The following is a 17387-nucleotide window of genomic DNA, read 5'->3' as shown; positions in this document are numbered from 1 at the left end:
CCTCTCCATAATCACCACTGAACTCACAAAGCCTAACCGCTTCAATGCGGTTTTTCTGTGCCTGTTTTCAATCCAGTTGGTACATAGGTGGTACATAGAAAAAATAAGAACCAGAACAGCAAAAGAAGAATACTTACTAAGTTACTGAAAATAAAGAAAAATAAATGGTGCCTCCTCTGTGACTTGAACACAGGACCTACCGATTATGAGTCGGGTGCTCTAACCAACTGAGCTAAGGAGGCGAAGGGATATGCAATAGTGAGATCTTTATGGTTTACAGAATAATCGACAATTCGTCGTCATAAAGGTCTAAAAGGTTTAAGAGGTCGATATTATAAAGAAAATGGCTGTGATTTCATCCTGTTTTTTTGATTCGATGACAAATCAGAGGGGTCTAAACAGCTCTCCTCCGCGAAAGTGACTCACTTCACACCGTATGGCCGCTGATTCAGCGCCTTGGCCAAGGCCAACACCGCGCAATACATCATTGGGGTTATTGAATGATTGAATGCCCAATTTTACCAGGCCTGGCAAAATCAATCTGAGCATATACCGCTTCCCATTGGCAAGTCTTCACACCCGTGTCACAGTTTTTGCGCCATAATACGATAAATCAACCAAACGACAGAATTATCGCCAATGTGGGAATTTGAATCCTTTATTTATTTTGCTTTTTTCATGGGGCTATTAAGCGCCGCATCTTTGCCGCTGGGCACCTTAACCACGCTTGTCTGGCAACCGTCAGATCGCTCTTTGGCTTGGTTAATGGCATTTGGGGCTGGGGCACTGCTTTCGGCGGTGACCATTGATTTGTTCAGCCCGGCGATGCAGGACGGGTTATTTCTGGAAGTCAGTGTTGGGGCGATTATCGGCAGTTTGATTTATCTGTTACTGAATAAAATCCTCAATGAACGCGGCGCTTTTTTACGCAAAACCGCCACAGCCATTCAGTTTTTACGCCGCCAGCAAAAGGCTCAAGAACTGGCTTTTTTAGGATCGCTTAATCGCCTGAGTTTTTTCAAAGACCTTTCCACAGAGGACAAGCAAGCGTTATTACAGGAAATCAAGATTTGCTCTTATCCGGCGGGGAAAGTTTTTTACCATCATGGCGACGCCCACAATATGTTTTATTTGATTCAACGCGGCGAAGTCAGCCTGCAAGACCCGAAAATGGGCTTAAAAACCATTATCGGGCTGGATGAACAGGATGCCTTCGGACGCATGGCATTTTTCACCAGTCAGGCCAATGCGACCATGGCGGTCGCGAGAACGGATGTTTCCGTTTGGCAGCTCAGTCGTGACCGATTCAATGCGTTGCTGGAACGGTCACCCACCTTCAGAAAAAAGTTGATTGAATACTATCAGTCTGATCAAGGCTTGAATTCAGAAATGGTGCACTATCTGCAAACCCGCCACGGGTTTAGCGAAACGGCAGCAAAATCCAAACTGTCTCAAATCATTCGCCAAATCGAAACCGAGCACCAATTAAGCCCCTCCGTCAGCCAAGAGGCCAATCCTGCTGTGGCGATGGAGCGACTTAAAAACACGCAGCGCTTTTCCGTTCTGGCGAAAATCAGCCCCTTGCTTTACCCAGAGGTGGCACGGATGATGCAGTTTCGCCGTCTGAAAGCGGGGGAAGCCTTATTTAAAAAGGGCGGTGCCGGGGATCGGCTCTACCTTTTGGAAAGCGGGCGTGTTTCGTTAATTGACCCGGCACAAAAACGTGAAGTCCCCGTTTCGCTTGAACCCGGGGCTTTTTTTGGCGTTGGCGCTTTTTGCGTGGGCGGGGTCAAAGCCTCTACCGCCCTAGCGGAAACCGACATCGAATACTGGATCATCACCAAAGAAGATTTTGAAGCATTACTGTTTCAACACCACACCCTGAAAGCACAATTCGAGACGTTTTTAAGATCGGAAAACATTGCTAAATACCTGCAAACCGAACAGCGAATCCCTGCTTTGCAAGCGGAAAAATGGATTCGTCAATCGGTTAAGTCACTGGTTCCCGGCAAAATGCCTAACTTGAACGAATACAACCTCAAACCGAAACAACACACGGCGGCTTATCTCGCCATTTGGCTGGGCATTTTTCTGGACGGCATACCGGAATCCCTCGTCATAGGGGCACACGTCTCCAGCGAGGCTCTGCTCAGTATGAGCCTAATTGCCGGGTTGTTTTTATCCAACTACCCGGAGGCTTTGTCGAGTTCCGCCAGTATGCGCAATCAAGGCATCCGCTTTTCAACGGTTCTGGCCGCTTGGGGTTCCTTGATGGTGCTGACCGCCGTTGGTGCCGCCATTGGCAGCGTCGTCTTTGTGGAGGCTTCGGCTTCGACACTCGCGATCATCAGCGGCATTGCCGCCGGTGCGATGCTCACGGTAATCTCCGAAACCATGTTGCCGGAAGCCTATTACAAAGGCGGCTCCGTGATTGGATTCGTGACATTAATTGGCTTTATTGCCGCTTTGAGTTTCAACCCAAATGTTTACCCTGGGTTCTGAAATCAATCGTTCTGAAATCAATCGTTCTGAAATCTAAAGTGCTGAAATCAAGGCTGCTGAATTCAAGCCATCATCACTTGTGGTGTTCGTTATGAGTTGTGCAGTCGAATTGAAACAACCAGGCCTGGCCGTTTGATAGATTTGAAAAGCAGGACGAATAAACGCCCTGCAAAATGATCATGGTGTCTGCTCGGCAGAATGACCGAGCGAATTACTCTAAAAAGCTTTTCAGCCGCTCGGCACGGCTCGGATGACGCAGCTTGCGCAGGGCTTTGGCTTCGATTTGACGGATACGCTCACGCGTCACGTCAAACTGCTTGCCCACTTCTTCCAACGTGTGATCGGTGTTCATGCCCAAACCGAAACGCATACGCAACACTTTGGCTTCGCGCGGCGTCAGAGTGCTGAGCATTTCGCGCACGGTTTCGCCCATGCCTTCCAAGTCGGCGGAATCCTGAGGTGACAGGATATTGGAATCTTCGATAAAGTCACCCAATGAAGAATCTTCATCGTCACCGACCGGCGTTTCCATGGAAATCGGTTCTTTGGCGATTTTCATCACTTTGCGAACCTTGTCTTCCGGCATTTCCATTTCTTCGGCCAATTCTTCCGGCGTCGGTTCACGCCCCATTTTCTGCAACAACTGACGCTGGATACGGTTCAGCTTGTTGATGGTTTCAATCATGTGCACCGGGATACGGATGGTACGCGCCTGGTCGGCAATCGAGCGGGTGATGGCCTGACGAATCCACCAGGTGGCGTAAGTGGAGAATTTATAACCACGACGGTATTCGAACTTTTCCACCGCTTTCATCAAACCGATATTGCCTTCCTGAATCAAGTCCAAGAATTGCAGACCACGGTTAGTGTATTTTTTGGCGATGGAAATCACCAAGCGCAAATTGGCTTCGATCATTTCACGCTTAGCCACCCGCGCCTGACTTTCCGCCTTACTGAGAGTTTTATAAACCGCTTTATACTCACTGATCGGCATTTTTTCTGCTTTTTCAATCATCACCAGTCGCTTTTGCGCTCGCTTGACATCCCCACGCACCGTCTCCAAAACATCGGCTTCATCCGCGTGCGACTCTTTTAGACGATCGACCAGGGTGTAATCGGTTTCAGAGCCCACAAACGCTTTCAGAAAACTGGGACGTGCAATGCCAGTTTGGCGCATGGCGGCATTCACAATATGACGCTCCTGTTCGCGAATGGCGGAAATCTTAAGCTTAACCGATTTAATCATGCGGTTGACAAACACCGGCGACAACTTAACGGACGCCAGCAATTCCACCACTTTTTGCCGGTGTTTAATGGCATCCGGATGGGTATAGCCTTTTTCAGCTTCGATTTTTAAGGTGGTCTCGTTGACCTCTGCCAAATTTTGTAAAAAGGCTTCCAGCTCTTCCGGGTTAATGCCATCTTCTTTCGGCTCGCCCGAGTCGTTGTCCGGTGACAATTCTTCAATCGGAATATCCACCAAATCCGCCGGACGCACAAATCCCTGGATCAAATCGGCGGTTTTGCCTTCACCGTCTTCAATACGCGCAAAGGCATCCAGCAACTCAGTGGCCACCACTGGGTATTTCGCCATGGCTTCAAGCATGTCGCGAATGCCGTATTCAATGCGCTTGGCAATCTCAACCTCGCCCTGACGCGTCAACAGTTCGACCGAACCCATTTCGCGCATATACATCCGCACGGGATCGGTGGTGCGACCGAACTCGGCATCCACTTCCGCCAAGGCCAGTATGGCCGCTTCAGCGGCCGCGTCGTCAAAGGTTTCACCCTCTTTCGTCAAAAGCTCATCGGCATCGGGAGCCGACTCAAACAATTGAATCCCGAAATCCCTTAGAATCGTCAATACCTGCCCGAGCTGATCTTCTTCAATGTCGTCCGGCAGAACATCGTTCACATCGGAAAACGTCAAGTAGCCCAGATCCTTGGCTCTTTCAATCAAGTCGATTAACTGCTGTTTACGCTCTACTCTTGTCATCTTTGCCCCAGTATTTGATTCTAAGGAAGGCCACCCTTCCAAAAAAGAACAGAAAATTATACTCAATTTTCAACGAAAAATTTGAAATTTAATCTAACCCGAAAAATTCATCCGTCAGACTCGGGGGTTGCACTCATTACGGTTTCCATCAACGCCCTTTTTTTATGCGCTTTTTCCATTTCGCTGGCAATCCGCTCGGTAATCGCTCGAAACTCACCGTTCAAAAAGGTTTCGGTGTCTTGTATTTCAACCGCATTCACTTGCGCCAGCACGCGCGCGCGATTCGGTTCTTGCAGCCAGGCCGTAACCGCTTCCGCCACACAATTGTGATCGCGCAACACTTGCAACACCTGTGCCAGAAACCGATATTCGGCATTGTCAGAAACCTTGAGATCCGCCATCAAAGAGTCGGAAAAAACCATTGCCCAAGCTGGGCGACTCAATAATATGCGAATCAACTTCAACACCACGCTTCGGGCTTTTAGATTCACAGGGGGGGCGGCTTTCGTATTCGCTTTTTTAAAAGTAGACGACACCCGAATGCCCATCACCTGCCCCAAACGCCAGACCGGCATTTCAACATAATCCGACAAGACTTTAGTCAACAGGTCTGGCCAAGCACCCGGGGCGGAGGCAATGTAAGGTTTGGCTAAAGCGATCAACTGCTGCTGACCTTCAGCGGTGGAAACCGGTAGGCTCAAGCGACCGATCAACCCCTTAAACATAAAATCCGACAAGGTCAACGCATCCTTCACGCTTTGGCGAAACCCCGCCACGCCATTTTGGCGCACCATGGAATCAGGGTCTTCTCCCTGCGCCAAAAACATAAAACGCACAGATCGCGTTTCCACCAGTTGCGGCAGCACCAGTTCGAAAGCTTTCCAAGCCGCTTTTTTTCCCGCCTCATCCCCATCAAAACAGAAAACCACTTCATTCACTTGACGAAAAAGAATGTCTAAATGCTCTACTGTAATCGCCGTTCCCAAAGTCGCTACCGCATTGCGAATACCAAATTGCGCCAAGGCCACCACATCCATGTACCCTTCCACGACGAGAATATGGTCTGGGTTTTCGCGCGATTGGCGCATTTCATACAGACCATACAAGGTGTGCGTCTTATGGAATATGGGGGTTTCCGGCGAATTCAAGTACTTAGGCTGGTCTTCGGGGGTCAGTACCCGCCCACCGAAGGCCACCACTCGCCCCCGTCCGTCCCGGATCGGAAACATAATCCGTTGCCGAAAACGGTCATAGGTCTTACCGTCGTCTTTTTGCACCAACATACCGGCTTCCACCAGCTGATTTTTCAGGGTATTGTCGGCATTCAGGCCAGACACCAAACTCTCCCATCCCGGTGGGGCAAAACCAATGACAAAGGTTTTGGCAATATCGGAAGTCAAACCACGCTGCTTTAGGTACTGCTTAGCGGCTTCGGAAGCCGGATGGCTTTTAAGTTGTTGACGATAAAATTTGGTGACCGCATGCATCACATCGTATAAATCGCGCCGAGCTTGCTGTTGTTGCGCCGCTTTAGGAGTGAGCTTCTCGCGCGGCACCGCCATGCCGTTCATTGCCGCCAGCGTTTCAACCGCTTCAACGAATGTCAAACCGTCGTATTCCGTCAGAAACTTGATGGCATCGCCACTGGCTCCACAGCCGAAGCAATGGTAAAACTGCTTTTGCGGGTTCACATTGAAAGAAGGGGTTTTTTCATCGTGAAATGGGCAACAGGCTTTGTAGGTGCTCCCGGCTTTTTTCAGCGGCACACGCTGGTTAATCAGCTGCACAATATCCGCGCGCGCCAGCAAGTCCTCAATAAATGAACGCGGAATACTGCCTTTAGGCGATTTTTCAACCACTGCACCACTCCCTACTCAAATCTGAACACACCTTATCCACAGAACAATACACAAGCCCTAAAACGCAAAAACCCGCAGATGTGTACACCTGCGGGTTGACTGAATGATGGCCGACCTTAAAATGGGATGCGTTTAGCCAAGCTTGGACTTAATCAACTTACTGACTTCCGCCATATCGGCGCGTCCTTGCATTTTCGGCTTTAACAACCCCATGACCTTGCCCATGTCCTGCATGGTAGCGGCACCCGCTTCGGTCACGGCGGCATCAATCATCTGTGCGATTTCCGCTTCCGTTAAAGCCTGCGGCAAAAAGGTTTGAATAACGGACATTTCATACGCTTCCTGCTCCGCCAATTCCGGTCTGTCCGCATCCAGATACTGCTGGTGCGAATCGCGTCTTTGCTTGAGCATCTTATCCAGAATCGGCAGCACTTCCGCATCGTCTTCCAGCGTGGTTTGGTTATCCACCTCAACTTGCTTGATGGCCGCCAGCATGGCGCGAATCACCGCAAGGCGCTCTTTTTCTTTCGCCTTCATCGCCGCTTTCATCGCGGCCGTCAGGGTGGCTTTCAGTTCAGACATTTCATTCTATCCCGAATCGCGCTTAGTAAAGGCGTGTGGTACGACGATTTTCGCGTGACAGACGCTTGGCCAAACGCTTCACAGCCGCTGCTTTCATGCGCTTTTTCGCCCAAGTAGGCTTTTCATAAAACTCACGCTTACGAGACTCGGTCAGAACACCGGCTTTTTCGCAAGCACGCTTGAAACGACGTAACGCGACGTCAAATGGTTCGGTATCTCTTACTTTTACGCTTGGCATAATCAACTCTTTGTTTAAAATTCGTTTTACGGTTTTCGGCGAGCAAATTTAACGTGGAAAACCAGGAAAATGCGAATTATAAAATCATGCGCGGCACTTTGCAAACAAAACTTCGGCTATTTGCATTATTTTTGTTAGAATTTGCGCCTTTATGGCTCGTGTATCAGGACGTTAAAACAGCATGCAGACACCCCGACAAGCGACACAACCCAGCCTAACGCTCGGCATTGAAACCTCCTGTGACGAAACCGGCATCGCCCTCTATCATTCGGAAAAAGGTTTGTTGGCGCACACCTTATACAGCCAAGTCAAAATGCACGCAGAATATGGCGGCGTGGTGCCGGAACTGGCCTCGCGCGATCATGTGCGAAAAATTCTCCCCCTCATCCGCGAAACCTTAAACGACGCTGGCGCTTCGTCCACCGACATCACCGGCATTGCTTACACCCGAGGCCCGGGGCTGATGGGTGCCTTGCTGTCCGGCGCGGCGGTGGCTCGCAGCCTCGCTTTTGCCTGGCAAGTGCCCGCCATTGGTGTCCACCACATGGAAGGCCATTTGCTCGCCCCCATGCTGGAAGACACCCAACCGACATTTCCATTTATTTGTTTATTGGTCTCCGGCGGCCACAGTATGATTATCCGCGTGGACGGCATCGGACGTTATCGCTTACTGGGCGACACCCTAGACGACGCCGCCGGAGAAGCGTTCGATAAAACCGCCAAAATGCTTGGCCTGGGCTATCCGGGCGGCCCGGAAGTCTCGAAACGCGCCTTGCAGGGTGTTTCGGACCGCTACAAATTTCCACGTCCGATGGTGGATCGCCCCGGCCTCGACATGAGTTTCAGCGGCCTGAAAACCTTTACACTGAACACTTGGCTAAAAGCCAAAGATGAAAACGACGCCAGCGAACAGACTCAAGCCGACATTTGCCGTGCCTTTGAAATGGCGGTGGCGGATACGTTGCGCATTAAATGCAAACGCGCACTTGATCAAGAAGGCCTGAATCGCTTAGTGGTCTCCGGCGGAGTCAGCGCCAACCGCGAAATTCGCCAACAATTGACCGGCCTAATGCAAAAGCGGCACGGTGAGGTGTTTTTTCCACGATTGGAATTCTGCACCGATAATGGTGCTATGATTGCTTATGCGGGTTCAAAGCGTCTCGCAGCAGGGCAGGCCGATGACCTCAATTTTGCCTGCACCCCGCGCTGGGATCTGGAAAGCCTGACACCGATTGACGCTGACATTGATTAACAACGGCTGATTCGATATTCTCTCGATCCGCTTCAAGCGGTCACATTACAGACGGTTCGAAATTCACCAGGCCTGACGATTGTCATGCTTTAATAGTAATGCCTTTTGCGTGGCGCTTTATAATGAAACTATGAATTCTCAGACGAACGCGACGAATCCGCCCCATCGCTCGGTTTGGTTTTTCGGATCAAATCCTCCTCCCCTTTCAGCAAGCGCTCGATATTGCTGCGATGACGCCAGAACAGCATCAACGTCATCCAGGCCGTGCCCCACACCCAAGCCATTTCACCGTCCGCCAAAAAATAAATATACACGGGCGCCAGCGCCGTCGCCACCAATGCCGACAACGACGATATTTTCAACACCTTGGCGACAAACAGCCAAGTGGCCGCCACCGCCAACCCAATGGGCAGCGACAAACCAAACATCACACCCAGCATGGTCGCCACACCCTTGCCGCCGCGAAAACCGAAAAACAGCGGATACAGATGGCCGATAAAACTGGCCAGCCCCAGCAGAATCATCCATAAAGGCGACCAACCAGCGGCACTGGCCAGCGCCACCGGCACCCAGCCTTTTAAAACATCGCCGACCAATGTAATCGCCGCCGGCTTGCCACCGTAAAGTCGCTGAACATTCGTGGCCCCCGGATTGCCGGAACCATCCTGACGCGGGTCGCCCAACCCCATCAAACGGCAGACAATAATCGCTGACGACAGCGAACCCAAGCCATAGGCGGCCAAGAGCGATAACATTTGAATGGTAAACAGTTCCACCGATCATCCTTTTTCAGTTGAGATGTGGTATTTTAACGCCATCGACGACAATTTCGAATGAATTTCACCTCCTTCGCACCTCAGACCAAACAGACTGGAATAAAACGCATGACGCCCACACGCACGGACTCACTTAAAGACTCAAACACAGGCTTACAGAATCGGGATCGGGATCGGGATCGAATTTTTATAACGGGACTGAAAACGCAAGCCGTGATCGGCGTCTTCGACTGGGAAAAGCAGTTTAAACAACCGCTGATATGGGACTTACAACTCAGCACCAACCTCAGCCGAGCGGCACAAACGGATGCCTTAGAAGACACGGTAAATTACAAAGCGATTTGCGATGAGATCATCCAGCTCACCGAAGCCAGTCGCTACGATTTGATCGAAGCGTTGGCCGAACACATTTGCCAGCACATCTTTGCCGAGCACAGTGGCGTCACACACATTCAATTAACATTGCACAAACCCAACGCCATTACCGAAGCCGATTCCGTCGGCCTTATACTGGAACGCACGCGCCCTCAACCCGAAAAATTCATAAATTAGGCACCATCTCGCTTGCCCCTTGATTCCACAAGCCATATTTTCTCAGTCGGTCGTAATCGTGGAGTCGACACTTCTTCGAAAATTTCCTTGTGAAAACAAGGTTCTGCGCGATTTTGGCGCAAATTTATGAATCGAAGAAACCGAAGGTAAATTTCCGGGTTAACTCGAATATTTCGCCAGGCCTGGTTATTTTCATGAAGCGCTTTTCAAGGCCACTTCTCGGGAGTCCAGCACAAAGAAGGTATTACCGCCCTGCGCTTTGGCACCCTTTTTCGCCCGAGTCGCATAAGACGAAAGCTTTTGCGTATGCTCAAACACCTCAGGATACGCCAGCAACACCCCCAGCGACAACGACATCATCGGAAAGAACGCTTGCTCACCCTCACGATTTTCGGCATGAATGCCGCCACGCTGATAATCTTCCGCCGTGTAAAATTCCTGAGTGGCCAACTGAAATCCCTTTAAAATACGTTGACACACCAGTTCATAATCCATATCCGAAAAAACGATCACAAAATCGTCCCCGCCAACATGACCGACAAACGCCTCCTCCTGCGAAATCACCGACTGTTTGAGCACGCTGGCCAGCTTGCCGATGACCTGATCGCCCTGCTCAAAACTGTAATAGTCGTTGTAAGGTTTAAAGTTATCGACGTCGACGTAAATCACCACAAACGGTGATTGGCGGTCAAGATACTGTTGAATCATGGTTTGAATCGGCACATTGCCCGGTAAACCGGACAGCGGATTGGCGTACTGCGCACTGCGGATTTTCAAGTCGGTGATGACCCGCAACAATTCCATAAAGGAACCACAGCCTTTGTAATTGCCCTTATCGGTCAAAATAAAGGTGCCCTTATCGTAGGAACCGTTTTCAGTGATTTCCCGACTCGCCTCCACCAACGGCGTATTGATATCAAACACCAATGGTGACGGGTCCATCAATTTGGCAATGTTTTTACGGCCGTGCAAATCGCGCCCGAACTTACTCGCCAACAGTTCGGTCAATTCGCGTCGCCACACCATGCCGTGCACCCGGCCTTTTTCGACAATCGGCACATCATCCACACCGGGACGGTGCAGCAGTTCATCCGTCATCTGATCGATGGTGGTGTCCAACGGCATGGTGAACGCTTCCCGGCACAACAGCTTGACCGTTTCTTTCGGGTTGGTCACATCCTGAACGACTTCGTTCCACTTGTAATCCAGCGTCAAAGCGGTGGAGGGCGACGGGCGTTTCAACAGATACCCCTGCACAAAATCCACGCCCAGTTTTTCCAAAACCTGCAACTCGGCTTCGGTTTCCACCCCTTCGGCGATGATTTTGGTGCCGAGGCTCTTCGCCAATGTCAGAATGGTTTCCATAAACCGATACTTGTCGGCTTGCTTGTCGATGTCGGCGATGAAGTGCTTGTCGATTTTAACGAAATCGGGTTTGACCTCCGACCACAGCTTCAAACCGTTGTAACCGGACCCCAAGTCGTCAATGGCGACCTTAAACCCCATTTTGCGGTAGTGCTGAATGGCATTTAAAAACAAATCACTGTCCTCCACCGGCTGCAATTCGGTGATTTCAATCACCACTTGATGGATATTCAAACCATAATAATTCAAGCAATCCAGCGTCAAACCGGAACGATGGTCAACATTCATCAACGAACTGACCGACACATTCAAGAACAGCTTCACCTGATTCTGATGTTGCGCCACCGATTTCATAAAGTTTTTGATGGACACCCAGCGGGCCATCAAATCCATTTCCAACAAGCAACCGTGATCCGATGCCAAACGAAACAGATGAGCGGGCGAATACAGGGCGGAATTATCCGGTCCGCGCGTTAAGGCTTCGAACGCAAACACGGAACGCGTTTTCAGGCCGACAATCGGCTGAAAATGTGTTTGAATTCGGTGGTGATCGAAAATATCTTTCAATTCCCGACCCAATGGCGAATGTTGTAAGCCGGAGCATTTCGCTTCCGGCAAAGTCACTCTTTCCACGACTCACTCCGTTTAAACTCTCCGTCCTCAAAGCATCATGCCGAAAAACCCAATTTGCAGCAGATGGTAACAAAAAGCCAATATCGCAAATATGACAGTTTGATGATATTCGAACAAATCATCCCGGCAACGGTCTTGCAACCAACCCGGCAATTTCCTTAATAAAACCAAGCCTAAATCACCGAAAATCCAATAAAAAACTTGCATCCGACGCACAATTTAACGAAAATTGCGCCTAGCGCCGATTTGACTCATCAGCTTGCGGGCGCCTAAATAAGTACGGCTAAAGCGAGGAGCTTGTTCACACCTTCCCGCCTGATATTCCGTATCTCAACTTTGCAATATTTTGAACTTGAGGACAGTTATCTATGACCACCACAGTGTTTACGTCTGAATCCGTTTCCGAAGGCCATCCAGATAAAATCGCCGACCAAATCTCCGATGCCATGCTCGACGCCATTCTGGCGCAAGACCCGAAAGCCCGTGTCGCTTGCGAAACCTTTGTGAAAACCGGCATGGTCATGCTCGGCGGCGAGATCACCACCGAAGCCTGGGTCGATCAGGAAGAATTGGTGCGCAAAGTGGTCAACGACATCGGCTACGACCACGGTGATCTCGGTTTTGACGGCAGCACCTGCGCCGTACTCAGCTCCATTGGCAAACAATCGCCGGAAATCGCCCAGGGCGTGGATGAAACCTCAGAGCACGAACAAGGCGCTGGCGACCAGGGTTTGATGTTCGGTTACGCTTCCAACGAAACCGATGTACTCATGCCCGCGCCAATTTTCTACGCCCACCGTTTGATGGAAAAACAGGCCGACTGCCGCAAGTCCGGCCAATTGAGCTGGCTGAGACCGGACGCAAAAAGCCAAGTCACCTTACGCTATGAAAACGGTCAGCCGGTCGCCATTGATGCCGTGGTATTGTCCACCCAGCATTCGCCAGACATCCACAATGCAGATTTGCACGAAGCGGTGATGGAAGAAATCATCCAGCCGGTGCTGCCAAGCGAGTGGCTCCATGCCGACACGCAATATCATATCAATCCGACTGGACGTTTCATCATCGGCGGGCCGGTCGGCGATGCCGGCTTGACCGGGCGTAAAATCATTGTCGACACCTACGGCGGCATGGCGCGTCATGGCGGCGGCGCCTTTTCTGGGAAAGACCCTTCAAAAGTCGATCGCTCCGCCGCCTATGCCGGACGTTATGTGGCGAAAAACATCGTCGCCGCAGGCCTGGCGGATAAGTGCGAAATTCAGATTTCCTATGCCATCGGCGTGGCGGAGCCAACCTCCATCAGCATCGACACCTTCGGCACGGAAAAAGTCGCCATCGACCTCATTGAACGTTTGGTGCGCGAGCATTTCGATCTGCGCCCGAAAGGCCTGATCAAAATGCTGGATCTCTACCGCCCGATTTATCAAAAAACCGCGGCTTATGGCCACTTTGGCCGTGAAGAACCGGAATTCACTTGGGAAAAAACCGACAAGGCCGCCATTCTGAAAGCCGACGCCGGTCTGTAATGCACCCGCGCCCAGCGGTTCCAACCGAATCGCTGTGGCAACCAGAGCCCACAATGGACAACGCAAAGGAAACCTCCAATGCAATCACAACAACGCTACGAACAGCACATCAGCCTAGAGTTTTTTCCGCCCCGCACCGAAAAAGGCATGGATAAACTCAAAACCGTCATTGAAGAACTCAAACCCATTCAGCCGGAATACATGTCCGTCACCTATGGCGCAGGCGGCACCACCCAAAACCGCACCCTGGAAACGGTTCGTTACATCCAGACCCAGACCGATCAGCAAGCGGCACCGCACCTCACCTGTGTCGGTGCCTCCGAAGACAGTGTGCTGGAACTGCTCGACACCTATGAAGCCATGGGCATCAAGCGCATTGTCGCACTGCGCGGCGATCTGCCGTCCGGCATGATGGATCCGGGCGAATTCAAATACGCCAGCGATCTGGTGGCCTTTATCCGCCGCGAGCGCGGCGACACCTTTAAGCTGGAAGTGGCTGCCTACCCGGAAACCCATCCACAAGCGCGTAACTGCGATGTCGGCATCAAATGGTTCAAGCACAAGGTCGATCAAGGTGCCGATTCGGCCATCACCCAGTATTTTTACAATGTGGACAGCTATCGCTACTTTATCGACAACTGCGAACGCGCCGGCATTGACCTGCCGATTGTGCCGGGCATTATGCCGATTACCAATTATGAAAACCTCATTCGCTTCTCGGAAGGCTGCGGTGCGGAAGTGCCGCGCTGGCTGAAGTGCCGTTTGGAAAGCTTTGACGACGATTTACCAGGCCTGCTGGCGTTCGGCGAAGACGTGGTCAGCGAATTGTCGCAACGTCTGCTGGATGCGGGCGCTCCGGGACTGCACTTTTACAGCATGAACCAGTCGGCTCCGGTGCGCCATATCGTCAAAAACCTCACCTTTAAAGACCGCTGAGGGTCACGCCGTGCGCATCCCACGCTTTTACCTGCCCGCCCAACTGACCGCCGGACAGACCCTGCCACTGGACAAAGACCAGTCCCATTACGCCTTAACTGTGTTACGCCTAAAACACGATCGGCCGGTCGAGCTCTTTGACGGAAAAGGCACCTGTGCCCAAGCCAGGTTGATGCACACCAGTCGCCGCAGCGCCGAAGTGGGCATTGAAAGTACCGCGACACCCGTCACCGAATCACCGTTGGAAACCGTGCTACTGCAAGGCATTTCCAAAGGCGATCGCATGGACTACAGCTTACAGAAAGCGGTCGAACTCGGTATCACCCGCATTCAACCGCTGTTCACCGAACGCTGCGATGTCAAACTCAGTGACGACAAACTGGCAAAAAAGCAAGGCCAATGGCAAGACATCGTCATTCACGCCTGCGAACAGTCCAATCGCAATGTGGTGCCAGAAGTCGCCTTACCGCAAACCTACCAGGCCTGGTTAAACACCACGCCGTCGCCCACCGGACTGGTGCTCAGCCCCACGGCGACACAGCGTCTGCAATCGCTGGATCCAGGCCTGGCGAAACAGCCGATTCACCTGCTGATCGGCCCCGAAGGCGGCCTCAGCGACAGCGAAATCGAACAGGCGATGGCGGCTGGACTGACCGCCATCCAGCTCGGCCCACGCATTTTGCGTACCGAAACCGCCGCACCGGTCATACTGGCCGCCCTACAGACGCTCTGGGGCGACTTTTAAAATTCTGCCGCCACGCCCGCAATCCGCAGGCGATTTTGTATAATAGCCAACATCTAATTCGAGATCACCGAGAAGACTATGCCACATTCCACCAACACCGTGCCCCACCTGCAAACCGCGCTCACCGGCCCGCTTCTGGAGCTGGAAGAACACCTTTTAAGCCATCAGGCCGAAATTGAAGGCTGGTTCCGCAAGCAGTTCAAACACACACCTGCGCCTTTTTACGCCTCGGTGGACTTGCGCAATGCCGGCTACAAACTCGCGCCAGTGGACACCAACCTGTTTCCGGCCGGTTTCAACAATCTGCACCCAGAGCTGCGACCTCTGGCGATTCAGGCGGCTCAAAACGCAATTACCCAGGCCTGCCCCATTGCCGATGGGGTGCTGCTGATACCGGAAAACCACACCCGCAACACCTTCTATCTGGAAAACCTGGCGGTATTGCAAGAAATTGTCATCGCCGCCGGCTACGAAGCGCACATTGCCAGCCTCAACCCGGAGATCACCGAGCGCACCGAACTGCCCCTGCCTTCCGGCAAAACGCTGGTGCTCCACCCACTGCAACGACAGGACGACCGCGTCGGCGTGGACGGCTTTTTCCCCTGCGCGGTGTTGCTCAACAACGACCTGTCCGGCGGTCGCCCCGAAATTCTGGAAAACATCGGTCAAACCCTGTTGCCACCGCTGGATCTCGGCTGGGCGGATCGCTACAAAACCGAACACTTCGACCACTACACTCGGGTTTCCGCCGAATTTGCCGACATCATCGAGATCGACCCTTGGCTGATTAACCCCATGTCGTTGCAGTGCGGCCCGGTGGATTTCAAGGAACGCACCGGATTGGAGTGCCTCGCCGGAGCGGTCAACACCGTGCTGCAGGAAACCCAACGTTATTACGATCAGCACGGCATCGACTGCAAGCCCTTTGCCATTGTTAAATCCGACAGCGGCACCTACGGCATGGCGATTATGTCGGTGAACACCGCCGAAGACGTGCTCAATCTCAACCGCAAACAACGTAATAAAATGTCCTCCGCCAAAGAAGGATTGCAAGCCAAGCAAATGCTGGTGCAGGAAGGCGTTTACACTTATGAAACCGTCAATGAAGCCGTGGCGGAACCGGTGGTCTATATGATGCACAATCAGGTCATCGGCGGTTTTTACCGCATTCACACCGGCAAAACCGCGACCGACAACCTCAACTCGCCAGGGATGCACTTTGAGCCGCTGTCATTTGAAACCGCCTGCGTCATGCCCGACCAAAGCCTATCGCCGGATGCCAGCCCCAACCGTTTCTACGCTTACGGCGTGGTGGCGCGGTTAGCCCTGGTGGCCGCCGCACGCGAAATCGCCGATGCCACGCGCGAAGCCGACAACAGCCAGGCGGCCTCATGAACACGGAGACAACGCAGTTGAAAGTCGGCATGGTGATGGATCCGATTGCCGACATCAAACCCTACAAAGACAGCTCCTTCGCCATGCTGCTCGAAGCCCAGCGACGCGGTCACAAGCTGTTCTATATGGAGCCGACCGACCTGTTTCTGAAAAACGGTCGCCCCTTTGCCGAAACCGCCGAGCTCAAAGTCTGGGACAGAGCACAAAGCGATGTGACCTCGCAATTCTATGGCTTCGGAGCCAGTGAGGAAACCGACTTGGGGTCACTGGACATTCTTTTTATCCGTCAGGATCCGCCCTTCAATAACGACTATCTGTACGCCACCCAGATGCTGGAACTGGCGGAAACCCAAGGCGTGCTGGTGGTCAACAAACCGCAATCACTGCGCGACGCCAACGAAAAACTCTTTGCCAGCCATTTCCCGGACTGCATTCCGCCCACCCTAGTGGCCGCCGACGCCGCCCGCCTGAAACACTTTATTCAAGACCATCTTGATGTGATTCTCAAGCCGCTCGACGCCATGGGCGGTGCTTCCATTTTTCGCGTGACCGCTCAGGATCCCAATATCAACGTGATTCTGGAAACCATGACCGACCACGGCCGCCATCACATTATGGCGCAGGTGTATCTACCGGAAATCAAACAGGGCGACAAACGCATTCTTCTCGTGAACGGCAACCCCATCCCCTATGCGCTGGCGCGTATTCCCGCCGACGGCGAAACCCGTGGCAATATCGCCGCAGGCGGCACCGGCGTCGGCGTGCCCTTAAACGAGCGCGACCACTGGCTGTGCCAACAAATCGCGCCCACGCTGCAAAAAAAAGGGCTGCATTTTGTCGGCTTGGACGTCATCGGCGACTACATCACCGAAATCAACGTCACCAGTCCCACCTGCATTCGCGAACTGGACGCCCAATACAACCTTAATATCGCCGGCACCCTATTCGATCACCTCGAAAACCACCTCAAAACCCAGTCCACCCCAGCGGAACCCAATGGCTTCCAGACGATGCACTGAGCACAGCCTCC

Annotated in this window: 14 protein-coding genes and 1 tRNA gene; 8 read left to right on the top strand and 7 right to left on the bottom strand. The window is 52.2% G+C overall.

Going from position 1 to position 17387, the window contains the following annotated elements:
* Positions 1-165: 165 nt before the first annotated feature.
* A tRNA-Ile gene (locus ACP5D0_RS01910) sits at positions 166-242 on the bottom strand.
* A gap of 397 nt (positions 243-639) precedes the next feature.
* On the opposite strand from ACP5D0_RS01910, the gene ACP5D0_RS01905 reads away from it, so the two are divergent.
* Positions 640-2502: a cyclic nucleotide-binding domain-containing protein gene (locus ACP5D0_RS01905; protein WP_472363863.1), complete on the top strand. Its 1863-nt coding sequence runs from the start codon at positions 640-642 to the stop codon at positions 2500-2502.
* A gap of 211 nt (positions 2503-2713) precedes the next feature.
* Here the strand turns inward: ACP5D0_RS01905 and rpoD are convergent, their stop codons facing one another.
* The 4 genes from rpoD to rpsU all read right to left on the bottom strand — a co-directional run bounded on the left by rpoD (position 2714) and on the right by rpsU (position 7177).
* Positions 2714-4540 carry an RNA polymerase sigma factor RpoD gene (gene rpoD, locus ACP5D0_RS01900; protein WP_472363862.1) on the bottom strand — a complete coding sequence of 609 codons (1827 nt, stop codon included), beginning with the start codon at positions 4538-4540 and terminating at the stop codon, positions 2714-2716.
* Positions 4541-4605: 65 nt separating this feature from the next.
* Positions 4606-6357 carry a DNA primase gene (gene dnaG / locus ACP5D0_RS01895; protein ID WP_472363861.1) on the bottom strand — a complete coding sequence of 584 codons (1752 nt, stop codon included), beginning with the start codon at positions 6355-6357 and terminating at the stop codon, positions 4606-4608.
* 132 nt (positions 6358-6489) lie between these two features.
* Positions 6490-6939: a GatB/YqeY domain-containing protein gene (locus ACP5D0_RS01890; protein WP_472363860.1), complete on the bottom strand. Its 450-nt coding sequence runs from the start codon at positions 6937-6939 to the stop codon at positions 6490-6492.
* A gap of 22 nt (positions 6940-6961) precedes the next feature.
* Positions 6962-7177 carry a 30S ribosomal protein S21 gene (gene rpsU, locus ACP5D0_RS01885; protein WP_029910194.1) on the bottom strand — a complete coding sequence of 72 codons (216 nt, stop codon included), beginning with the start codon at positions 7175-7177 and terminating at the stop codon, positions 6962-6964.
* Positions 7178-7358: 181 nt separating this feature from the next.
* Between rpsU and tsaD the strand changes: the two genes are divergently transcribed.
* The gene (tsaD, locus tag ACP5D0_RS01880; protein ID WP_472363859.1) at positions 7359-8429 is read left to right on the top strand and encodes a tRNA (adenosine(37)-N6)-threonylcarbamoyltransferase complex transferase subunit TsaD; all 1071 of its coding nucleotides are present in this window, start codon (positions 7359-7361) and stop codon (positions 8427-8429) included.
* Between the two features lie 128 nt (positions 8430-8557).
* Here tsaD and plsY read toward each other — a convergent pair whose 3' ends face one another.
* Entirely contained in the window at positions 8558-9184 is a 627-nt protein-coding gene (gene plsY / locus ACP5D0_RS01875; RefSeq protein ID WP_472363864.1) for a glycerol-3-phosphate 1-O-acyltransferase PlsY, read from the bottom strand.
* Between the two features lie 129 nt (positions 9185-9313).
* On the opposite strand from plsY, the gene folB reads away from it, so the two are divergent.
* Positions 9314-9757, top strand: coding sequence for a dihydroneopterin aldolase (folB, locus tag ACP5D0_RS01870; RefSeq protein WP_472363858.1), 444 nt, complete (start codon positions 9314-9316; stop codon positions 9755-9757).
* A 192-nt stretch (positions 9758-9949) separates the two neighbouring features.
* Here the strand turns inward: folB and ACP5D0_RS01865 are convergent, their stop codons facing one another.
* Entirely contained in the window at positions 9950-11755 is a 1806-nt protein-coding gene (locus tag ACP5D0_RS01865; protein WP_472363856.1) for an EAL domain-containing protein, read from the bottom strand.
* A gap of 368 nt (positions 11756-12123) precedes the next feature.
* Between ACP5D0_RS01865 and metK the strand changes: the two genes are divergently transcribed.
* From metK to gshB, 5 genes are all read left to right on the top strand, one after another.
* The gene (gene metK, locus ACP5D0_RS01860) at positions 12124-13281 is read left to right on the top strand and encodes a methionine adenosyltransferase (protein ID WP_472363855.1); all 1158 of its coding nucleotides are present in this window, start codon (positions 12124-12126) and stop codon (positions 13279-13281) included.
* Between the two features lie 78 nt (positions 13282-13359).
* Entirely contained in the window at positions 13360-14217 is an 858-nt protein-coding gene (metF, locus tag ACP5D0_RS01855; protein WP_472363854.1) for a methylenetetrahydrofolate reductase [NAD(P)H], read from the top strand.
* A gap of 10 nt (positions 14218-14227) precedes the next feature.
* The gene (locus ACP5D0_RS01850; protein ID WP_472363853.1) at positions 14228-14962 is read left to right on the top strand and encodes a 16S rRNA (uracil(1498)-N(3))-methyltransferase; all 735 of its coding nucleotides are present in this window, start codon (positions 14228-14230) and stop codon (positions 14960-14962) included.
* A gap of 78 nt (positions 14963-15040) precedes the next feature.
* On the top strand, positions 15041-16357 hold the full coding sequence (gshA, locus tag ACP5D0_RS01845) for a glutamate--cysteine ligase (protein WP_472363852.1): 1317 nt from the start codon (positions 15041-15043) through the stop codon (positions 16355-16357).
* Positions 16354-17376, top strand: coding sequence for a glutathione synthase (gene gshB / locus ACP5D0_RS01840; protein ID WP_472363851.1), 1023 nt, complete (start codon positions 16354-16356; stop codon positions 17374-17376). Before gshA ends, gshB begins: the two co-directional genes overlap by 4 nt.
* Positions 17377-17387: the final 11 nt, after the last annotated feature.

The organism is Hydrogenovibrio sp. (assembly GCF_049975065.1).
Classification (GTDB): Bacteria; Pseudomonadota; Gammaproteobacteria; order Thiomicrospirales; family Thiomicrospiraceae; genus Hydrogenovibrio.
This window is presented reverse-complemented; position numbering and strand designations above follow the sequence as displayed.